The following is a 21,307-nucleotide window of genomic DNA, read 5'->3' as shown; positions in this document are numbered from 1 at the left end:
CTTAATGAATTATTAATCTTGAATTAATGGAAGAAAAAGGTTTCTAAATAAAATAAAAAAGGCTAAGCCCTTTTCAAAAAGGTACTAGCTTTTTAAAAAAGGTAAAAACATTTAAAGCTTTTTACCCCTTGTTCACTTATATTTTCATTTTAATGCATTTTTAATGTTTCATTCAGGGAACGTACAAGTGTGTTTTATATACTAAAGTTGCCCAATTACAAGACAGTAATATTCTTGCATATATGAAAAAAACTATAAGGTTATTTGGGTTCAATTTATATAAAAAGAATGGGGAGGAAAAGAATGAAAAGGTTGATTGAAGCAACCATGCAACGAGCCATTCTGATGATTGTATGTGTTGTCATCATCTTGGCTTGGGGAGGTATTTCCGCTTACCAGATGCAAAGAGATTATTTGCCTGGGATTAACAATACAACCCTTACAGTTAGTATGAGAGTACCTGGGTATCAAGCAGCTCAGGTAAAACAACAAGTAACCGATAACCTGGCAAGTGCCGTCAAAACTGTTGATGGTTTATCCAATGTCGAAAGCACATCCTATGACGGCGGATTATTTATGAGTCTGTATTTTCCAATGAATACAGACATGAAACAAGCTGAAGATCAAGTCAATAAAGCATTAGCTAATGCTGATCTTCCGCAGACTATTACATCTACTCCTTCGGTTACACGATTAACAACCAGTTCATTCCCGATTTTAACTTACAGCGTAACAAGTTCAAAATTGGATGAAGCAACACTTCGCTCAACAGCAACACAGGAAATTATTAAACAACTAAAAGCTGTCCCTGGTGTAGCGGATGTTTCCGTGTTTGGGGGAGCAAAAGATGGATATGTATTAACGGTCCGTATGAAAGACTTAGTGAAAAACGGGTTAACATTGGATGATATAAATAAATCGTTTGCATTAGCCGTGCCATCTATGCCGTCAGGTACGATTGCAAACAACCAATTGTCGATTCCCGTTTCATTTGACGGATTACCATTAACTGTACAGCAAATGGAAAATGCAACCATAATGAACAAAGCAGGAAAAGCCGTTCCTGTATCTGCATTTGGGACGATCACTCATTCACTAAATGACGTAAAAACAGTTTCCAGAACAAACGGAAAACCAAGCGTTACGTTAAATGTAATCAAAACGCCATCAGCCAATATTACGGATGTGGCCAATCAAGTAAAAGACCGAGTTGCACATCTTCATTTAGATACGGTAAATCCAAAGGATGTTTCTTTTAAAGTTCTGCTTGACCGAGAAAAAGAATTAAACAGCTCCCTTTTTGGATTAGTTCGAGAAGGTTTACTTGGCTGCTTATTCTCAATGATCTGTGTATTCTTCTTCTTCCGAAATGTAAGAAGTACACTATTAATAGCTATATCACTGCCAATTTCATTACTGGCAACAACAGCTTTCTTAAAATCAATGGGTATCACGTTAAATATTTTAACCGTTTCAGGTTTGATTGTAGCGATGGGCCGTATTGTCGATGACTCGATTGTTATATTAGACAACATGTACCGTAAACGTGAGGAAAACAAGGATAAACCTTTGCTTTCCATCCTAGCATCATCAGTTGTTGAAATGATTCCTGCAATATTAGGTTCCACTTTAACGACCATTGCAGTTTATATTCCTATCGCGTTTGTTGGTGGAGTCATCAGTGCTTCATATAGCGGATTTGCATGGTCCGTCGTGATTGCACTCATTATTTCATTCTTCGTTGCGATGCTTGTCATTCCTGCTCTTGCTTTTATGGGATGGAAAGGCGGAAACGGAGAGAAACAAACCGTCAAACTCGATACAAAAATGAAACCAATCCTGCAATCTGCATTTAAACACAAAAAAGCAATGATTATTGTTTCTATACTGGTATTTTTAGCAGCTGGTGCCTATTCTGCTTTTCTTCCTGTAAGTTTATTGCCTAGTGGGAAAATCGGACAAATTGCCATTAAAGCAGAATTGCCTAAAGGAAGCACACTCATTCAAGTCGATTCAGAAGTACAAAAAATTGAGAAAACTTTGAAGGCCAATCCAAAAGTCGATGCGTATTCAGCTAATTTCGGTTCGACTATGACACCTCAAAGTGATGACGTGTTTGACCAAGGCGGCGGCTTTATCACCTATCCAAATGTCGCAAACCTTTCGGTTGTGTTGAAGAACGACAAGGATGCTGATGCTGTTATTCAACAGTTACAAAAGCAGCTTCCGACTTTATCTAAAGATGTTACTTATACCGTAACAAGCCAGAACATTTCTGGTGATGATTCACAAATGCGTATCTTGTTCACAGGTTCAGACCAAGCAACATTGGATCAAGTCGCACAACAAGCGAGAACCAACTTATCAAAAGTTGCGAACCTAAGTGTAGATGGAAAAGTGGATTTAACGAACGGTTCTCCAAAGTATAAAGTGACTTTTGACCAAAAGGCGATTCAAGAGAAAGGCGTAAAAGTGGCTGACATTTTAACGGTCATTAACCGCTATATGTCTCAATCTAAGGATGCAACGGTTACCGTGGATCATAAAGCACTTCCTGTGGACCAATATTTAGATCAAATTGCAACAGGAGCAAACTCTTCGATCACTTTAAATGCTTCTGCGGATGATGTCTTAGCATCGCTTGCCGCTGAAAAATTAATAGGAAATAATGGTCAGATGGTTCGTTTTGACCAAATTGCTAAGATTGGAAAAGATACATCTGCTTCAACCATTAGCGAACGAGATGGTCAACCATTCTCACTTGTAACGGCACAAATCACATCTAATGACATTAGTAAGGTTTCAAGTCAAGCAGACAAAGTTCTAAGCGATTTGAAACTTCCTAAGGATGTAACGTACTCATTGGGTGGTATTACTCAACAAGTAAAAGATATGATTTTTGATATGGCTGTTGCCGTTGCTTTCTCTATCCTTTTAGTATTACTGATTACTTCTTCTATTTTCAAAGGATGGAGAGCACCATTATCTGTACTTTTAAGCATTCCACTTGCTTTAAGTGGTGTAGTCATCGCATTAATTTTATTCCACGGTGAATGGAATTTAGCTGCATTAATTGGGGTTCTGATGCTTACAGGTATCGTGGTTACAAACGGTATTGTGTTAATTGACAAAATCGAAAGAAATCGAAAAGAGGGTATGACGGTTAAAGAAGCTGTATTAAATGGTAGTCTTTCAAGGATTCGTCCGATTTTAATGACAGCAGCAGCAACGATTCTTACCTTGTTACCACTTGCATTTTCACATAATGCGGATACGGTCATTTCTCAAACACTTGGTATTGTCGTAATTGGCGGTATGGTAACTTCAACGATTAATAGTTTCATTATCATCCCAATCATTTACGAATGGTTGCATAAAAAAGCAGCAACTAAAAACATTAGTGTTTCTAACGAAACCAAAATAAGCTAAGAATATTATTGAGGTTTTCGTAGTAACCTTACAAAAACACCGACTTGTGTCGGTGTTTTTTTGTTTTCTTTAAGGGATTATTAAAGTTAATAAAGTCAGTTTACAGTTTTAATTTTTACGAATTATGCCAGTGTTTTTCTAATAGGTTTATAAATATCCAATCTGAACAGTTGATGTTTGACGAAAGTGAGGAGGATGATCATGCATATTCCACTGAAGGAGCCAGTTCTTATATTTGGTTTAGCTGTGTTAATTTTCTTGTTGTTTCCTATCCTAATGGGAAAATTAAAAGTACCCGCTATTATCGGTCCCATTATCGCGGGAATTATTGTCGGACCAAACGGGCTAGAAATATTGGCACGTGATTCAACAATTGAATTGCTTGGAACAGTCGGATTATTGTTTATCATGTTTATCGCAGGACTTGAGCTGGATTTAGATGGTTTCAAAAGGTACAGAAATCGCAGTATTTTATTTGGCATACTCACGTTTTCGATCCCTTTAATTCTTGGAGTAATAGTAGGGTTATGGCTTCATCTCAGTATCCTATCTGCGATTTTATTTGGTACGATTTTTTCCTCACACACGCCTTTAGGGTACCCCGCTATCAGCCGGCTGGGTATTGCGAAAAACCAAGCTGTTACAACAGTGGTTGGCGGTACATTATTAACAGATAGTCTGGCTATGCTTTTTCTTGCCGTTATCACAGGGGCAGCTGAAGGAAATTTAACACTTGGCTTTTGGATGTACTTGATAATTGCAACAACGCTCTTTGCTGTAGTTGTACTTATTTTCACCCCTTACCTGACAAAGTGGTTCTTTAAACGATCTAATAATGAGGGAACGATAGAATTTAACTTTGTCCTGGCCGTTTTATTCGTCGCTGGCGCAATATCATTATTTGTGGGCTTGGAACCCATTATTGGGGCATTCTTGGCCGGTCTAGCCTTGAATCGATACATTTATGATCATGGTCCATTAATGAACAGAATCAGATTTACGGCAAATGCATTGTTTATTCCATTCTTCTTGTTATCCGTGGGTATGTTAATGGATCTTCGTGTTCTTGTAGCTAGCTCCGATGCAATACTCCTAACCTTGTTAATCCCCATTGTAGCGATTGGCAGTAAACTATTTGCCAGCTGGACAACTGGTAAAGTATATGGTTATTCCAAAGTGGAAAGGAAGGTAATGTTTGGGCTTTCCACCACACATGCTGCAGCAACATTAGCCATCACACTTGTTGGATATCGCCTTGGTTTATTTGACCAGCAAATCATAAATGCTGTCATTATTATTATTTTAGTTACTTGTATTATGGGGCCATACTTCTGCGAAAAATATGGCAGAAAATTAGCCATTGCACGAGAGGAAACGGTAATGGATGAAACACTTCCTGAACGTATATTAATCCCGATGGAGAATCCACATACAATAGAATCCCTTCTGGATTTAGGATTTGTCGTAAAAAAGGCAAAAAAGACAGATGAGCCGCTTTACCCCTTATCAGTCGTTCAAAAAGACTTAAAACAAGCAAACAATGAAGTGGCTCAAGCAGAAAGAATGCTTGAACGTTCCGTCGTGTATGCATCAGGGGCAGATGTTCCTGTTAAGCAGATGACACGGGTAGATTATAATATTGGAAGAGGGATCGAACGCGCTGCGACGGAAGCACGAATCACAACCATCATTGTAGGGTGGGATGGTGCAAGCGAAGGAGGCCGAAAAATCTTCGGGAAAGTAATTGATAATTTCCTTGAACATACGTATCAACGCTCGCTTATCACCCATATCAAGCAACCGTTAAATACGATAGAAAGGGTCATTCTTATATTGCCAAATAATATCGTGCACAAACCAGGTTTTGGCGATTCCCTATCGATTATTAAGAGCATTGCTTCACAGCTCAGTGCTACAATGAAGGGGCTTGTCATTCGTGATGATTTAGAAATGTATGAAAAGGCATCTCAGCACGTACACCCTAATTTAAAAATCGAGTTCCAATCAATCGATAGCTGGAATTCCTTATATGAAAGTCATTTAAATGATGTTAAATCAACTGATCTTGTGATTGTTCTAAGTGCCAGAATGGGAACCGTAGCATGGCACCCAGAACTAGAGGCTTTACCGAAAAAAATAGCTTCTATGAATCTTGAAAACTTCATCGTGTTCTACCCAACAGAAATGAAGGAAACAGACATTCGAGGTTCACGGGGCACTGAGGTCCCAAAAGAATTACTCTTTAAAAAAGATTATGATGATTAAGACCATGGGGACAGTTCTCGCAGCTTTTTTAGGCCAATGAGAACCGTCCCCGTGGTATTTAAAGATATGTATTTATCTGATGGAACCAAAATGGATATGGACGGGATCTACACAGTTACATTAAATGAATTTTTGGCAACAGGCGGAGATGGATTTTCTGCATTTAAACAAGGGAAATTACTAACACCTTATAAGGAAGATACGGAAACTTTTATTGATTTATTAAACAATTAACAGCTGCAGGAAAAAAGATTGCCCCCCAAATGGAAGGGCGTGCAAAATTAGTAGAGCCGTAGGTACATACATATAAAACGCTTGGACTTTATGCCATTTTATCCACTCTCTACAAAAGTACTTTTAAATGTTTATTCAAAGTTAATTAGGATAATTGGTGATTATGTGATACACTTTGTTTACCATTTGATTTACTGTTTACATGGACCCTACTCATTCGTGAGTGGGGTTTCTTTGCGTTTAAGATAAATAAAAAAACAGACTCTATAAAGAGCCTGCTTAGGTTTAGGTTTATTATTAAGCTTTACGCACGTTAGCTGCTTGAGCGCCACGTTGACCTTGCTCAACATCGAAAGTCACAGCTTGACCTTCTTCTAAAGTTTTGAAACCTTCGCCTTGAATCGCTGAGAAGTGAACGAATACGTCTTCTCCACCTTCACGTTCGATGAATCCGAAGCCTTTTTCGCTGTTAAACCATTTTACTTTACCATTTTCCATTTTTGTTGCCTCCTAGTGTGTAAAAACACACATTGTATTACTATCCTTGCTCTCAGTGATCATCAAGACGAAAAGTTTTACTGATACTATCCTTTACACCGAACAAAAATAATTCTTATATATATTAACATTTTTCACAAGTATTTGCAAGAAAGATTACGGGGGCGGTTCTCGCGGCTTTTTTGAGCCATGAGAGCCGTCCCCGTGGTATTTATTTTTTTTTCGCCTTCAATAAGGCCGCGAAGTTTGCCGCCTTTTTGGGTGAAGCAGTGAGGGATTGCTCATACCCTTTCTGGAAGCCTTTTTCGTACGCTTTCACAAACCTTTGACCAAGTATCCGCTGGGCTGCCTGTACCGCATTCATTTCTGGATGGGCATGTAAATAGTCATCGAATTTTTCGCCAGAGGGAAAGGAGAGGTACACTTCCCGGAGAAGGCCTATTCTCATGAGGGACTGAGCTACCTCCTTCTTGTTGTCCAAGCGCAGCTGGGAGGGCGGCATCTGCTGCCAAGCACGGGAGATCCTAAAATTATGCCGGTCTTCAAGCCCTGAATGGAGTCCTTCATAATATCCTTTTTTCATCCCCATCTGGATCGGGTCCGGCGGTGGTTGGCCGTCCGTGTGAAGACCGCCGGCGAAAAGAAGGACGACAAATAGGAAAAAGACCCTCTGTTTCCGTAGCAAAAGCTTTTCCCCCTTTCTGTGTATTTTAACTACTTTAGTTTAACCAGTCATTTCCTTCAAATACCAAAGCTTCTCGCAATTAGGTAGGCGGTGCAGCTCTTTTTTGATATAAGTGATTTGCAAACAAAAATGCGCTTGAAGGGTTCAGCCTTCAAGCGCTAGATTATTGTCATAGGATTATAGATTTTTGACGTTTCCTCGATGTGCAGGTATCTTTTTCAGTCTATACTGGTGGACAAATTCTTCCAGTGCCCCTGACCCAAATAAAACCCCGATTAAGATAAAGAGAAACCCAAGGATTTGTGGGGAGGAAATTTTTTCACCAAGGAACAGTACGGCCCCAACTAAGGCGAAGAAGGGATTCAAATTGATGAAAATCGCCGATTCCGTCACGCCCACTTTTCCAATCGCACTGTTGTAAATCATATGTCCAATCGCGGTGGCAATGACCGCGGAAGCGAGGAAAATCATCCAGACCTCCAAGGAACCATGTGGAATTTTCCTTAATCCGCCGGGCTCTGCAAATAAACTTATAATAAATAAGACGATGCTTCCAAATAAAAGCATATAGCCCGTCATCAAGCGCGGATCCAGCGTATCGGAAATTTTTTTTATCAGAACAAAACTATACGCTTGAGTAAAGATCGATAAAAAGACGAACAAATCTCCATTTGAGATTCCTCTTAGGGAAAAACCGCCGTTTCCTGATGCCACGATAAAGGCAACACCCGAAAAACCTAAAATGATGCCTACAATCTTAGGAATCGTTACTCTGCTTTTTAAAAACAAAAAGGCAACAATGGTTGATAGCAACGGTCCAAGTCCTAGAATAAGCCCGCCGTTAGAGGCGGTGGTTTTTGCTAATCCCATCGATAAAAAGAAATGGTGGCATACGACATTAAAAAAACCGGCCGCAAGAATATAGCGTAATTCTTTTTTGTTCGGTAGTCTGACCATTTTAAACGTAGATAGGATTAGAAAGACACTAATAGCTGCGGTAAAAACTCTTATGGATGTAATGGTCAACGTAGGGAAGGTTGTGACAAGGATTTTTGTTGCGATGACATTAAACCCCCAGGCGGCCATCACAAAAACTAAAAGCAAATAAATTTTATATTTCTGTGCTTTTGGCATAATTCCACTTCTTTCCTTTATCACTTTAACGAACATTATACAACAATGGCAGCCAGTTATGGAGTGTTTTTTTTCGATTGTCGAAACAAAACCATCCCCGTGGTTAATTTATGGTTTTTATGTAATAATGATTTTGTTGAATGTAAATTCGCAATTCAGATGTAGTGAAAGTGGGGATCATATTGGCAACGGGAACACATACAGTAGAAATTCCAGTAGATGTACATACAGTTTGGGATTATGTCAGTGACCTTGAAAAATGGGCAACGTCAGTACCAGCCTATAAAGAACATGAAATCATTAATGACAAGCAATCTATTTGGACATTTGAAGGTAATGTGAAAAGTCTTAAAAAAACAATACAAGCACAGGTAGATATTACCGAATGGAATGAACCTTCAAATATTAAGTTTGAAATAAAAGGTTTATCAGATAAATTTACAGGAAGCGGTCACTTTACTGCAGATGATGTTAATGGCAAAACAACCATGACTTGTACGGTGAACGTCCAAGCAGGTGGATTATCGGGTGCTGTGTTATCACCCATTATTAAATGGGCTGTACCAAAAGTAGCATCTCGTTTAACAGAATCAATCGCACGTAAAATTGTAGTATTTTCATAGTTTTAAAGAGATTTATTAGAATTTTTATAATTAGCGGAAAGGGGGGCGATCCAAAAATGGATGGCCTCCCTTTTTTAATATTCAGTAAGAGTTGGGAAATTATACAATGAAGAAATCAGGCGAATTTTCCACCTGATTTTTTCATTGTACAAATGGACTTTCTTGTGTTTTCGTCTAATTTTTTGACATATTTTTTGAATTTTTCTTCCCCTAAACCTCTATATTAATGGAATTTATCGACAAAATATTTCCTCGGAAACAAGACGATGTTCGTTTTCCAAAAGGCTTTGTGCAGTTTTTAATCAAACGTTTGATTGAAAAAATAAGCGTCGGTAGCTGTCGATTCTTAAAGAATGGTGATGGTTTTAAAACCATAGTCCGAATAAAAGGGTTAAAAAAAGGCCCCGATAAAAAGGGCCTTTTTCCTACTCCATCCATTTTATTAGTTAATAAACAAAAGCTGTACCAACAATAATTAAAAGGATAAATAATACTACGATTAAAACAAATGTGCTGCCTCCGTAAAAACCACCGCCATAGCCGTAACCACCGTATCCAAAGCACATATTTATCACCACCTGATAGAAGATCTTAAATAAAACTTTCACTATGTATCATATTTCATAAAACAAAAGTGGCTTGGACAACTATCCTATGGATATCGAAAAATATACGTTTGTCTAAAAAATGCAAAGAACGCCTGCCTTTAAAGGCAAACGCTCTTTCATGAAAAGAAGGTAATATTGAATATGTTGGTTTTACGCTGGTGGTAATCATACTATATGTACAAGATTATAAAAGGGTATGGACAAGGGCTGATTTTAAAGAATTAATTCTTGGTCTGTTTTTAAATAAAAATTCCCCTTAATGGGTTGTATAGCCTAGAGTGTAATGGGGACCCATATTTTTCCCTAACGGATAGACTTGTTAGAGTATTCGCAATCAAAACAAGCCCAACTTGGGCTTTTTTGTATTTTTTCCTTATCAAAAAGTGCCCCTTTAGCATTTAATATAATGTGAATGTAAATTCAGGTTCGTCTGGTGTATTTTTTTTCAACAATGATACTGGCGATTTTATGGACCTTTATCGGTTAGAAGATTGGAATTTGAAATAACTTGGCAGGTGGTAGAATGTATGGGATGTTCCTGTGGCGGCAGTAAAAATAATAATGCAAACCCAAATCACAACGGTCAAAAATACCTTCAAACAACTAAGAAATACAAAACTCAAGAAAAAAGCAATGTAGCCTATATAAAAGCTGACAAAGGAAAGAATCATCAAGTCTGGGTTAAAAAATCGAATTAGAAGCTAAAAAGCGAAGAAAGGCAGAATGCTCTGCCTTTCTTTATTTTTAAACTTCTTTAAATTTTGATAGTTAATTGTCAATATTTAAAATATATAGACAACTAATTGTCAATTGTGTTAATATTTCCCTAACATAATCGAACGAACATCATGTGAACAAAAAAGGAAGAAGTGAGGTGACTTTTGAAAAACGGTGACAAGGATTTTGGAAGCGTTCGCATAGGACCTTTCGCTCCGCCATGTTATCTTTAAAGAAAGGTCTTATACACACTGTAGGGCTGTTTTCAATTTTGGAGGTTAGAGACGATGACAACAAATTCGATGGATAAAATGAAGGGGATTAAACCGTCCATTTTATTGGAGCAAAACAAGCATACCTTTACGAAAGCAGAAACTAAAATCTATGAATACATTCGCAATCATAGTCAGCAGGTGATCTATCATTCTTTAACAGAACTATCAGAGGCGAGCGGGGTAGCGGAAGCAACCGTTTTACGTTTTTTTCGAAAACTGGGGTTTAAAGGGTTTCAAGATTTTAAGTTTTTATTCGCACAAGAGACATTACTAGCGGCACAAAAGGACAGCCATGAAACCATCATTAGAAAAATCAGAAATACGATGATCCAAGCGATCAATGAATCATCTGAAATTGTCAGATTGGAAGATTTACAAGCCGGAATCGACATGATCCATCAATCCGATGATGTCGTAATTTTCGGTATTGGAGCTTCAGGTATCGCCGGATTGGATATGCAGAATCGCTTAATGAGAATTGGAAAACATGCCAGTGTTGTTACGGACTCACATTTTCAAATCATGCGGGCATCGTCTATGACGGAGAAAACGGTTGTCATTGCGATTAGTCTTACAGGCAGTACAAAAGACATTGTCGATGCGGTGGAAGTAGCCAAGCGCAATAACGCGACGGTGATTGCCTTAACAAGTTATGTGAAATCTCCCTTAACACGGTTTGCTGACTTGGTTTTATTGTCGTCTGCGAAGGAGAGTCCATTAGATAGTGGATCCTTAGTGTCGAAAGTCGCTCAAATGTATCTGATTGACCTTCTCTGTACGGGACTGGCCATGCAAAAATTTGAAAGTGCCAAATCGATGAACGCAAATATATCTGAAAACTTATCAAGTAAGCTTTACTAGGATTTTTTGAAGGAAGAGTACAATACGAGGAGGAAATCGCTTGAAAAAATTTTTAATAGCAGGAATGACATCCATGCTGGTTTTGGGAAGCTATGTTGGGATTAAAGCAAACGCTTCTGGAAGTGCAAAATCTGTTGATCGAATCACATGGGAATATGGAGGAGAACTAGAGGCACAAAAGGGATTTGACAAGAATATCGGTACAGCAGGAGTGTTAGCGGGATCGTATAAAAAGAATTTAATTGTTGGAGGCGGAGCGAATTTTCCTTACGAATCTGTCTTAAATGGAGGGGCAAAGAAATATTACTCCGATATCTATGTTTTAAAAAATGAAGATCATCAATTAAAGATGGTCGAACATACAAATCTTGATCATGAGATCGGATATGGAACTTCGATCACGACAGATCAAGGCGTTTATTATATTGGAGGAAGTCCTGAAAAAGAATATGCAGACGATATCACGCTGCTCACTGTTGATCAAAAGAAGAAATTAAAAGTGAAAAAAGTGGGCGACCTGCCATTTACGATTAGTGATGGGATCGCAGTTCAAAAGGGTGGAAAGCTGTATATTGGACTTGGCAAGCAAGATGGAAAAGATAGTAATAAAGTATATGAATATGATTTAAAAACGTCTAAAACGAAAGAGCTAGCGTCCATCCCAGGGGAAAGTGCCAGGAATCAAAGTGTGGCCCAACTATTAAACGGAAACCTCTATGTCTTTAGTGGTGGTGGATCCGTTGCTTATACAGATGGGTATAAATATGATATTGAAAAAAATACCTGGTCAAAAGTTTCTTCCGTTAAAGTGGATGGAAAGGAAATCTCTTTACTAGGAGCCAATTCCGTCAAATTAAATCAGGATGAAATGATGGTCATTGGTGGATTTAATAAAGAAATCTATGATAATGCCGTTAAAAACTTAGGCTCCTTAACGGGCGAAGAATTAGCCGCTTTTAGAACGAAATATTTTAATGCGGACCCTTATGAGTTTCATTGGAATAAAGAGGTTTTAATCTATAATGCAAAAAAGGATACGTGGAGATCGATTGGAAAGGTTCCTTTTGATGCACCTTGTGGGGAAGGCTTAGTGTTAATGAATAAAACTATTTTTTCGATCAATGGAGAAATAAAGCCTGGGGTAAGAACGAATGCGATTTATTCAGGAACCTTACTCAACCATTAAGTAGATTCAATGATTTCTAGAAATCCCTTTATTGCCTCGTGAAACAAATAGTTCATGCAGCTTATGAGGACAAGATCAGCTAAAATGCAGACCTTACAGCACAGAAAGAAGTAGTTTGTTTCGTTTCAAAAATTAATAGAAATGGAGTTTTGTATGAATACTTTTTTCGCTAAACGTCTAATTAATTTTTTGCTAGCTTTTGTGCTTGTATTCTCTCTTAGTTCGATGATCCATGTGAGTAACATAAAGGCAGAGGCCAATGCCCTGCTTGATTACTCGGTAAATAAAACCTTTAACGGCACGAGTGACTACATAGATAAAACAGCGGATGTTCAAAAAATCTCAGGGCTGACCGAGGGATCGATTGTTGCGAAGTTTAAAACCACAAGCGGTGCTGCTGCCAAAGCGATCATTAGCGGTACGGATACGCAAGACCCTTCGAGTAATATCACCTTAAGTGTAAATGGGTCTGATTTATACTTTGAAAATCGGGAAAATGGTAGTTATGCTGCTAGTCTAAAGGCGGCTGGTTATTATAATGATGGGAACTGGCACACGGCCGTCCTCACAGTGGATGCTGCTGGAACCAAATTATATGCTGATGGAATATTGATGGCCACCCATTCTTCCAAAGCCTTTTTCTCCAATATAACGGATATGGATGGCTTGTATATTGGCCGAAACGTCGATAATGGCGGCGGACAGTGGTACTTTAGTGGAGACATTGAGAACGTGAAGATCTTCAACCAAGCCTTAACGGCGGAAGATGTGAAAAAAATAAGCGGTGATACCATCTATCCTGCTCCAGACGTACCTGCGGCTGTTCCTTTATTTGAACCAGGCATGGCGAATACGGCGGCCTATCGGATTCCCTCTTTGCTTACCACCCAAAAGGGAACCATCATTGCTGCAGCAGATGTAAGAAAAATTGGTATAGCTGATAGCCCGAATAATATTGATACCGGCATCCGTAGAAGTACAGATAATGGTAAGACCTGGAGTGATTTGGATGTCATTATTGATTATCCGGGTTCGGGATATGATGGTGCTTCTACCATTGACTCTTCCATGCTGCAGGATCAAGAGTCCGGGACCATCTGGCTTTTGGTTGACCATTTCCCTGGAGGCGTCGGGTTTGGAAGTGCCGTAGCAGGCAAAGGATTTGATGCCAATGGGTACCGCCTTCTTTATGATAAGGCTGGAAATGAATTTACCCTAAGAGAAAATGGACAAGTGTTTGATTCAGCAGGAGTCAAAACTGATTACACCGTGGCTTCCAATGGGGATGTCAATCTAAACGGCGAAAAACGTGGAAACATCTTCCTGAAAAAAGGTGTTGACCCGAAAGAAAGCCTGCTTGAAGCAAGAACAGCCTTTTTACAAATCATTAAAAGTGATGACGATGGCAAGACATGGTCAAAACCGATGGATTTGAACAGCCAGGTGAAGGAGTCTTGGATGAAATTCCTTGGTACAGGACCGGGAAGAGGGCTTCAACTAACAAAGGGCGAGCATAAGGGACGATTAGTGTTTCCAGTTTACTATACAAACAAGAATGGTATGCAATCAAGTGCCGTCGTCTATAGTGACGATCACGGAAAAACGTGGAAACGCGGTGAATCTCCAAACGATGGCAGAGTATGGCAAGGCACAACGCTGCAATCTGAAACAACAGGTGTTTATGGGGCACAATTAACCGAATCACAAGTAATTGAACTGGACAACGGAACGTTAAAATTATATATGCGAAATACTTCAGGGACAGGAAGAGTGGCAGTTGCCGAAAGCTTGGATGGGGGAGAAACCTGGGGGGATGTAACCTTTGATCAAACCCTGTTGGATCCTTATTGCCAGTCAACGGTTATCAATTATCCTGATCTGGGGGACGGTAAAAACCGTGTCATCTGGGCGAATCCGGCAAATACCTCCGGCAGGGTTAACGGGACGGTACGTGTCAGTGAAGATGACGGGGAAACCTGGAAATCTTCTATGCTTGTAAAACCGGGCGGCTATGCTTATTCCGCTTTAACCGTTCTGCAGGATGGAAAAATTGGTCTGTTGTATGAAGATAATGCAGGTTCGATTTTATTCACCTCCTTCTCGCTATATGATGTAACCAAAGAGGATCCAACTCCTCCTGTGATTGATCTTAAGGACTCTCTGACCGTAAACCAGACGGATGAAGCCAAGATTCCAGTTACGGTGACGGACCCAATCAGCGGAGTGGCAGACGTTCAGATTACCTTGGATGGTAAAGCAGTCGAGAATCCGATTCATATCGAGCCGCTATCTCTTGTGGCGGGCGATCATACTGTTCAAGTGAAAGCAGTGGATGTTGCTGGAAATGAAGCAGTGAAGACAAGTACGCTGCATGTATCCTTTGATATCGGCCATCTGGATGAATTCTTGGCCATCGCAACGAATAAAGGCTGGGTAACGGATGAAGGAATTTTGAACAGTTTAATGTCAAAGGTTCAGCACATTCAGTCTAAACAGGATGACAAAGGTGCTGTTCTAAATGGCTTAAATTCACTTGAGAACGAAGTGAAAGCACAAGCAGGCAAAAAGATGGATGAAAATGGTGCGAAATTATTATTGGGGGATATTTCATATATCAAAGCCCAATAGTGACCATGGGGACGGTTCTTGCGGCTTTTTCAGACCATGAGAACCGTCCCTGTGGTATCAAAGGAGACCGGCTTCACGAAGAATCCGGCCTCCCTCTTTCTTAAACAAGCTCATAATCTGTTACATTACGTTCCACGATTCTTGCCCCTTTTGCTGAAACAAGATCGCCACTTCCTGTATAGAAAGCGCCGGAGCTTACGATTTGATCCATTGATTGCTTCACAACCGCTTCATCAATCGGTTCCTTTGGATTATCAACGGTAATTCGGGCAATTTTACCGGTCGCCGTTTCGAATTGTAATTCCAAGGTTTTAGCCAATTTCCTCACCTCCTGTCCTCAAAAATGAATTGCTCACTAGACTAATAGATCGGAACTATCGTTTTTCTCGATGCGGTAAAGCGTATCGTTACATAATACAAAGATGGCTTGTGCTGCTTGATAGAGTTGGTCCGCTGTTGCCTCTTTTTTGACATTGCTGAAGGTCTTGGATCGTAGGATTGGATTTCCTTCACCGTCCACGCCTGTTTCAAATACGATACGAAGCTTCGTCGTAGTTAATCGTGCCTGTGCCATTGTTTCTCACCTCCTCCTTACACCTTCTATATAAAGAAAAATGGAGGAAAAGGACATAGTCGTGGAAAATAAAAATTAACATGGTGTCGGCTAAGATTTGCCCTTCAGTGGATGCAACCTTCGACAAATTCCTTACTGGAAAAAACAATGAACTCCTTATATAACGATGTAAACTTCGATTCTAATCAAACGTTTGATTGGTAATCCATTTTGTAGGAATAAGTAAAAGATTGTAAAAAGATCACTATTTATGTACCTAACGGAAGCCGTATCCCCTAAAGAAGTCGAGAAGTATTTGAAACTAAATGACAAAACGGTAAAAAAGGTATTTTCTCAACTAGTCGATGTTGTTTCCCACATCTGGGATCAAGCGGGTCCGCTCATATCGGTTGGGGGATCAGGTTAAGCGCCCGATCAGATAAATAGACGAAAAAATTTCGTTTAATTAGCATTATCATTAAAAATAGAGCTTAAATAGCCGGAGAGATTTCGCTTATTGACTCGAAAAACGGTGAAAATGGGGGATTTTGCTTTCATAATCGGAAAACTTTCCCTTATTTATCCCAAAACGAGCTCTATTCCGTATTTAACCGAATATCTTCGTTTATTTTACTTTCGCTGGTTACTTGAAGTACCAAAGGGGCGTTCTCATGGTCCGAAAAATCCACTTGTTTAGGATTCTGTTAGATTAGTAGCACAATCTGCGAGAGATATGAATAATAGATAGAGATTATCTCACTATTGTTCTAAAGGCCCCTTTCAGGCAAATTTTATTTCTCTAATCATCATAAATAATTATAGATAATCATAAAAAACCTGCATTTACATTATATATAGTACATTTTACACTATAAATAGCAGAATATTTTAAATAGACAATCGATTATAGGGGGAGGTTAGATGTATGAATTGATAGAATAAAAAACCTACAAACTTGTAATCATGTATAAATATTCCCAATAGATATTACACAGTAGAAAATGAACGAAAATGTATCTTACTCATCAAAATTAGATTTAATGAGGTGAATAGAGAATGTTGGTTAAAGATAGCATCAATAAGCAAACATTACAGAAGCTGAAAGAAAAGTTGGATAAGGGTTTAATGCCTCAATGGGCAGTGACTGATAAGGATATTTATGAATTGGAACGCAGAAAGATTTTTGGTCAAACGTGGCAATTTCTGGGGCATGAATCTGAACTAAAGGAGCCCGGAAGTTATGTGACGCGTTGGATTGCGAGTGATCCAGTATTACTTGTAAAAACAAATTCCGGAGAGATTAAAGCTTTTCTAAACTCCTGTACGCATAGAGGCGCACATCTATGTACGGCTGATTTTGGAAAAAAGAAGACGTTTACTTGTCCCTATCATGGATGGAGTTTTAACCTTGAAGGGGAACTGGTTGGTATCGTATCCGGAAAAAAAGTATACGGAGAAAAAATGATAAAGGACGAGTGGGGGCTACGTCCAATTCCGAAAGTAGGGATGTACCAAGGGTTGATATTTGCAAGCTTGGATTATCAAGCCATGCCTTTGGAAGATTACCTAGGGGATATGAAATGGTATTTAGACATCCTGTTAGGCAGAAGTGATGGCGGAATGGAAGTTAGAGGCGTTCCTCAACGTTGGACAGCACAAGCCAACTGGAAGATGACGCAAGAAAATTTCGCTTCAGACCCATATCATGTTCAAACGAACCACCGGTCCACTGTTGAATTAGGGATCAGCCCAAATGACCCCAATTTTGCGAGTTATGGCCATCAGATCGTTTTAGATAACGGTCATGGTCTAAGTATTATGACGTCTAAAACAGGCCACACAGACTATAAATACCAAACATTGCCTGAATCGATGTGGCCAATGATTGAGCGAAATTTAAGTCCTGAACAACTTGAAGTCTTTTCAAACGCGACCGTTTTTGTCGGTGGTATGTTCCCTAACCTTGCTTTCGACTGTCCAGTGCATGGGTTGGAAGGGGAGATGATCAACTACTTAAATCTTCGGGTTTGGAGACCTTTAGGGCCTAATAAAGTAGAAATATGGTGTTGGTTCTTAATTGATAAGGCAGCACCCGAAGAATACAAGGAGAAAGCATATAAGGCTTATGTCGGTTCCTTTGGTCCCTCTGGAACATTAGAACAGGATGATACAGAAGTTTGGGCTCGTATTGTTCAAGTAAAAGACGCGCTCATGATGGAAGATAAAGAATTAAGCTATAATAATGTGAGCAATTACCTATTGGGAGAAGACGTATTTGAGCCAGTTGAAAACTTCCCTGGACCAGGTGTTGCTTACCCATCTACTTACACGGATAACTTGGCAAGAAGTATTCAAAAACGTTGGTTTGAATTAATTTCAGATGGTCTTTTGGACGAAGAGGAGGATAGCCAGTGAGTATGGAATTTCAACTTCAAAACACTCAAGTGAATGCAGAATTACAACATGAAATTACTCAATTTCTCTATCATGAAGCCTATTTGTTAGACCACCATATGTACCTAGAATGGCATGATTTATTAACCGATGATATTATATATCGCATGCCGTTGCGTGTGACAACGGAGAGAAGAGATGGTTCGAATATCGTTGATGATATGACATATTTTGAAGATACGAAAAAATCCCTGGAGACGAGGGTGAAACGGCTTTATACGAATTCCGCGTGGGTTGAAGATCCACGAACAAGGCAGAGGCATTATATCACCAACATCATGATAAAGCCTGGTGCTAATTCTAATGAATATAACGTCCGAAGCTATTTTTACTTCAAACGCAGCAGAGCTTCCGAACATCAATTAGAAGAAATTATTGGCGAGCGGGAAGACATCATTCGGAAAGTAGATGGGCAGTGGAAGATTGCTGCAAGGACAATCATTCCTGATCAGGCAGTATTAACGGTTATGAATTTGAGTATGTTTTTGTAGAATTTCGCCATTTCGAGTCTCCCCCTGGTGATGACGCGAACACCTTTTCCTCTTGAATCTAGATTTACAACTAAAGGAGATTAGTGGGAAGAGCCGTATGCGAAGTGCCACACGTACGAGCTCTGTAAGGGGGGGTGGTCAGAAATGGCGACCCCTACTAGATTTGATCTCTGTACTGTTTGATTTAAGGGGTGGAAATATAAGGGGACTTTTTGATCCGCTCTTATCGGTTGGGGGGGATCAGGTTAAGCACCCGATCAGATAAATAAAAGGAAAAACTTCGCTTTCTATTTCGCATTTAACCGAAAATATCCGCTTATTTCTTTCGCCGGTTACTTAATGAGGGACCACAGGGACGGTTCTCATGGTCAGAAAAAGCCGCGAGAACCGTCCCTGTGGCTCGTTTCTTTAATATTTTCACTTAATTGTAGTAAGAATCTCCCGACCCTTTCTTGTTAGATTCACTCCTGCCCGCCCTCTTTTTGTTTGCAAATACCCTCGATTTTTTAAAAAATTCAACCGGTGTCTAACCTGTGCCTCAGATAATTTCATTTTGACTTCTTGGCTTTTTTCAGAAATAATCCTTCTTCCGATTATCTTTCCTTTTTCTTCATAAATCATGATGAGGTTAAGGATGAAAAGTGATTCTTCATCAAGACTGCTTAAACCTGAATAAAAGGGCGGCATATTCTCTATCAGGCCACTATCTGTTTCCCTTTGGGGAGGTTTTTGAAAATAATGGTGATTAGGCAAATCATTCTTCGTTAGTAGGTTTCCGGTACGGACAGCAAGCAGATAATCGATGGTATTTTTAAGTTCTCTTACATTTCCATACCATGGATACTCTTGAAGTTCTTCCATTAATTCTTGTTCCATTTTGACCTTATGGTTTGATCGCGCAACAAAATGTTTAGCCAATAATTCAATGTCATTTCGACGAGCCCTTAATTCGGGAAGGTGTATAAAGAGTACCTTAAGCCTATGGTATAAGTCTTCTCTAAACAGATTTTCTCGAATCATTTTCAGGAGATCCTTATTGGTTGCTGCAATAATCCGAACATCTATGGGGATAATTTGGCTTCCACCAACACGCATGATTTCTTTTTCCTGCAATACTCGAAGGAGCCGTGCTTGAAGTTTAAGACTAATATCTCCAATCTCATCCAAAAAAATAGTGCCGCCATTTGCTTGCTCAAACAATCCCATTTTTCCGCCCTTTTTTGCTCCAGTAAACGCTCCGTCCTCATAACCAAACAGTTCGCTCTCGACTAAATCATCCGATAAAGCACTAAAGTTAACGGCAAGAAAAGGGCCGCTGTTTCGAAGAGAAGCAGTATGAATGGCACTTGCAAACAACTCTTTTCCGGTGCCGCTTTCACCTTCAATTAAAACCGTTAAATCCGTCTTAGCTAACCTTTTGGCAATTTGTTTCGTTTCTTGGATGGTGGGGCTAATCCCAACGATATCATGAAAGTTGTATTTTGCTACGTATCCTTTTTTAACAAATTCTTTTCTTAATTTACGTTCAAACTCAATGGTCTTAAGCGCATTTCTAAAAGTAACAATAATCGATTGATCATTGATATGCAGACGTTCCACGATCACGTCCAACCCGTTTACAACAAATATACTGCTTTCTTGTTGCCTGCTTGATAGGATAAAAGTGACCAAATCAATATTATCAATAATAGAATCGATCGGTTGACCAATTGCATTTTTGCTTTTTATTTTAAGCATTTTTTCCAGGATTTCATTAAAAACAATAATCCTTCCTTTATCATCAATAGCTAGAATCCCATCACCAACACCATCAATCACTTGGTGAAGTTGTCGATGAGCTTTAGCTAGATTCTTCGTTAAATCTACTATTTTTCGATAGTACCTCTCAGAAACATGGTTACCGTATTCCTCCATTAAACGGAATCGCTCCAGAATGGACATGATCGTAGTAATATCGATTAGTCTATGACCAATATTAATCACTTTTTCTACAAAGTTGGGGATAATTTTTAGTTCGCCAGGTGTGATTGCAAGCTTGATCCTTTGTATATTCGCTTTTCCTGGATAGTATGGGATATATTCAATATGGTTCAGCCCTAATTGACGCATGGTTTCAATCGATTCATATACGGTTTCAGGATGATCATTCACATACAAGGCTTGTGTTCCTTCTGGCAAAAATAATAGTTGATCCACGTTTTCATAATTTAATGTTCGTTTTGTTATGATTACTTCGCAGTTGTCCCCAATAAAGTCTTTGACCTCTTCTTTCAACATAGTAGAGAGTAAAACGATTAATGATGAATGAAATACTCTTGGAATACCTTCTTCTACAGAAAAACTTTCAATCTCTATAAAATCACTCACCATCTCCGCTAATTGTTGATGGAGGGCTTTTCGTGTTTCTTTTAAACCGGTAATCAATACAATGTGGTTATTTTCATATTCGTTCATAGAACACCTCTTTAGCTTGCATCTAATTGGTCTATAATTGGTTATTTAATTTGGCTATTACACAGCCAAATAATAACCAATTATAATGCATATCAACATAGCAAGCACTGGTAAAATAACAAAATATTTAAAACGATGGGAATAAGCATTTGAATTTTAATGTTGGTATGAGATTTGCAAGTATAAATAGTGTGTAAAGAAGTGATGAAATT

18 protein-coding genes are annotated in these 21,307 nt (G+C 39.1%); 11 read left to right on the top strand and 7 right to left on the bottom strand.

All coding sequences use genetic code 11. The annotated features are described in order from the left end of the window. Window positions 1-303 precede the first annotated feature (303 nt). The 3 genes from M028_RS0112050 to M028_RS0112040 all read left to right on the top strand — a co-directional run bounded on the left by M028_RS0112050 (window position 304) and on the right by M028_RS0112040 (window position 5,928). On the top strand, window positions 304-3,429 hold the full coding sequence (locus M028_RS0112050; protein WP_026574139.1) for an efflux RND transporter permease subunit: 3,126 nt from the start codon (window positions 304-306) through the stop codon (window positions 3,427-3,429). Window positions 3,430-3,630: 201 nt separating this feature from the next. Then, the gene (locus tag M028_RS0112045; protein ID WP_035424099.1) at window positions 3,631-5,694 is read left to right on the top strand and encodes a cation:proton antiporter; all 2,064 of its coding nucleotides are present in this window, start codon (window positions 3,631-3,633) and stop codon (window positions 5,692-5,694) included. Window positions 5,695-5,745: 51 nt separating this feature from the next. Continuing rightward, window positions 5,746-5,928 carry a 5'-nucleotidase C-terminal domain-containing protein gene (locus tag M028_RS0112040; protein WP_026574137.1) on the top strand — a complete coding sequence of 61 codons (183 nt, stop codon included), beginning with the start codon at window positions 5,746-5,748 and terminating at the stop codon, window positions 5,926-5,928. Between the two features lie 297 nt (window positions 5,929-6,225). On the opposite strand, the gene M028_RS0112035 is transcribed toward M028_RS0112040, so the two are convergent. The 3 genes from M028_RS0112035 to M028_RS29835 all read right to left on the bottom strand — a co-directional run bounded on the left by M028_RS0112035 (window position 6,226) and on the right by M028_RS29835 (window position 8,245). Then, window positions 6,226-6,426, bottom strand: a complete 201-nt coding sequence (locus M028_RS0112035) for a cold-shock protein (RefSeq protein ID WP_026574136.1) — start codon at window positions 6,424-6,426, stop codon at window positions 6,226-6,228. Window positions 6,427-6,637: 211 nt separating this feature from the next. Beyond that, window positions 6,638-7,111 carry a hypothetical protein gene (locus M028_RS0112030; RefSeq protein WP_026574135.1) on the bottom strand — a complete coding sequence of 158 codons (474 nt, stop codon included), beginning with the start codon at window positions 7,109-7,111 and terminating at the stop codon, window positions 6,638-6,640. Between the two features lie 177 nt (window positions 7,112-7,288). After that, on the bottom strand, window positions 7,289-8,245 hold the full coding sequence (locus tag M028_RS29835; RefSeq protein WP_035424098.1) for a DMT family transporter: 957 nt from the start codon (window positions 8,243-8,245) through the stop codon (window positions 7,289-7,291). A gap of 182 nt (window positions 8,246-8,427) precedes the next feature. Here M028_RS29835 and M028_RS0112020 point away from each other — a divergent pair, with 182 nt between their 5' ends. Then, window positions 8,428-8,868 (top strand): CoxG family protein, encoded by a 441-nt coding sequence (locus tag M028_RS0112020; RefSeq protein WP_026574134.1) that lies wholly within the window; start codon window positions 8,428-8,430, stop codon window positions 8,866-8,868. A gap of 446 nt (window positions 8,869-9,314) precedes the next feature. Here the strand turns inward: M028_RS0112020 and M028_RS32080 are convergent, their stop codons facing one another. Beyond that, window positions 9,315-9,434 (bottom strand): YjcZ family sporulation protein, encoded by a 120-nt coding sequence (locus M028_RS32080; RefSeq protein WP_081810731.1) that lies wholly within the window; start codon window positions 9,432-9,434, stop codon window positions 9,315-9,317. A 569-nt stretch (window positions 9,435-10,003) separates the two neighbouring features. On the opposite strand from M028_RS32080, the gene M028_RS32780 reads away from it, so the two are divergent. The 4 genes from M028_RS32780 to M028_RS29830 all read left to right on the top strand — a co-directional run bounded on the left by M028_RS32780 (window position 10,004) and on the right by M028_RS29830 (window position 15,143). Further along, window positions 10,004-10,174 (top strand): hypothetical protein, encoded by a 171-nt coding sequence (locus tag M028_RS32780; RefSeq protein ID WP_155925579.1) that lies wholly within the window; start codon window positions 10,004-10,006, stop codon window positions 10,172-10,174. 306 nt (window positions 10,175-10,480) lie between these two features. Further along, complete coding sequence (locus M028_RS0112005) at window positions 10,481-11,329, top strand: MurR/RpiR family transcriptional regulator (protein ID WP_231510805.1); 849 nt, start codon at window positions 10,481-10,483, stop codon at window positions 11,327-11,329. Window positions 11,330-11,369: 40 nt separating this feature from the next. Next, complete coding sequence (locus M028_RS0112000) at window positions 11,370-12,515, top strand: cyclically-permuted mutarotase family protein (protein ID WP_026574132.1); 1,146 nt, start codon at window positions 11,370-11,372, stop codon at window positions 12,513-12,515. Window positions 12,516-12,668: 153 nt separating this feature from the next. Beyond that, entirely contained in the window at window positions 12,669-15,143 is a 2,475-nt protein-coding gene (locus tag M028_RS29830) for an exo-alpha-sialidase (RefSeq protein ID WP_051591014.1), read from the top strand. Between the two features lie 100 nt (window positions 15,144-15,243). Here M028_RS29830 and M028_RS0111985 read toward each other — a convergent pair whose 3' ends face one another. Then, window positions 15,244-15,462, bottom strand: a complete 219-nt coding sequence (locus M028_RS0111985; RefSeq protein ID WP_026574131.1) for a DUF2922 domain-containing protein — start codon at window positions 15,460-15,462, stop codon at window positions 15,244-15,246. 36 nt (window positions 15,463-15,498) lie between these two features. Further along, window positions 15,499-15,717 carry a DUF1659 domain-containing protein gene (locus M028_RS0111980; RefSeq protein ID WP_026574130.1) on the bottom strand — a complete coding sequence of 73 codons (219 nt, stop codon included), beginning with the start codon at window positions 15,715-15,717 and terminating at the stop codon, window positions 15,499-15,501. Between the two features lie 250 nt (window positions 15,718-15,967). On the opposite strand from M028_RS0111980, the gene M028_RS32775 reads away from it, so the two are divergent. The 3 genes from M028_RS32775 (at window position 15,968) to M028_RS0111965 (ending at window position 18,641) form a co-directional block, all read left to right on the top strand. Beyond that, window positions 15,968-16,123, top strand: coding sequence for a hypothetical protein (locus M028_RS32775; RefSeq protein WP_231510804.1), 156 nt, complete (start codon window positions 15,968-15,970; stop codon window positions 16,121-16,123). 629 nt (window positions 16,124-16,752) lie between these two features. After that, window positions 16,753-18,111, top strand: coding sequence for an aromatic ring-hydroxylating oxygenase subunit alpha (locus tag M028_RS0111970; RefSeq protein WP_442852785.1), 1,359 nt, complete (start codon window positions 16,753-16,755; stop codon window positions 18,109-18,111). A 2-nt stretch (window positions 18,112-18,113) separates the two neighbouring features. Next, window positions 18,114-18,641, top strand: a complete 528-nt coding sequence (locus M028_RS0111965; RefSeq protein WP_081810733.1) for a 3-phenylpropionate/cinnamic acid dioxygenase subunit beta — start codon at window positions 18,114-18,116, stop codon at window positions 18,639-18,641. Between the two features lie 417 nt (window positions 18,642-19,058). Here M028_RS0111965 and M028_RS0111955 read toward each other — a convergent pair whose 3' ends face one another. Continuing rightward, entirely contained in the window at window positions 19,059-21,095 is a 2,037-nt protein-coding gene (locus M028_RS0111955) for a sigma 54-interacting transcriptional regulator (protein WP_026574126.1), read from the bottom strand. Window positions 21,096-21,307 lie beyond the last annotated feature (212 nt).

The sequence above is a fragment of the Bacillus sp. UNC438CL73TsuS30 genome, assembly GCF_000482325.1.
Lineage (GTDB): Bacteria > Bacillota > Bacilli > Bacillales > Cytobacillaceae > Neobacillus.
The sequence above is the reverse complement of the archived record's forward strand: the minus strand, read 5'-3'. Positions and strand labels throughout refer to the sequence as shown.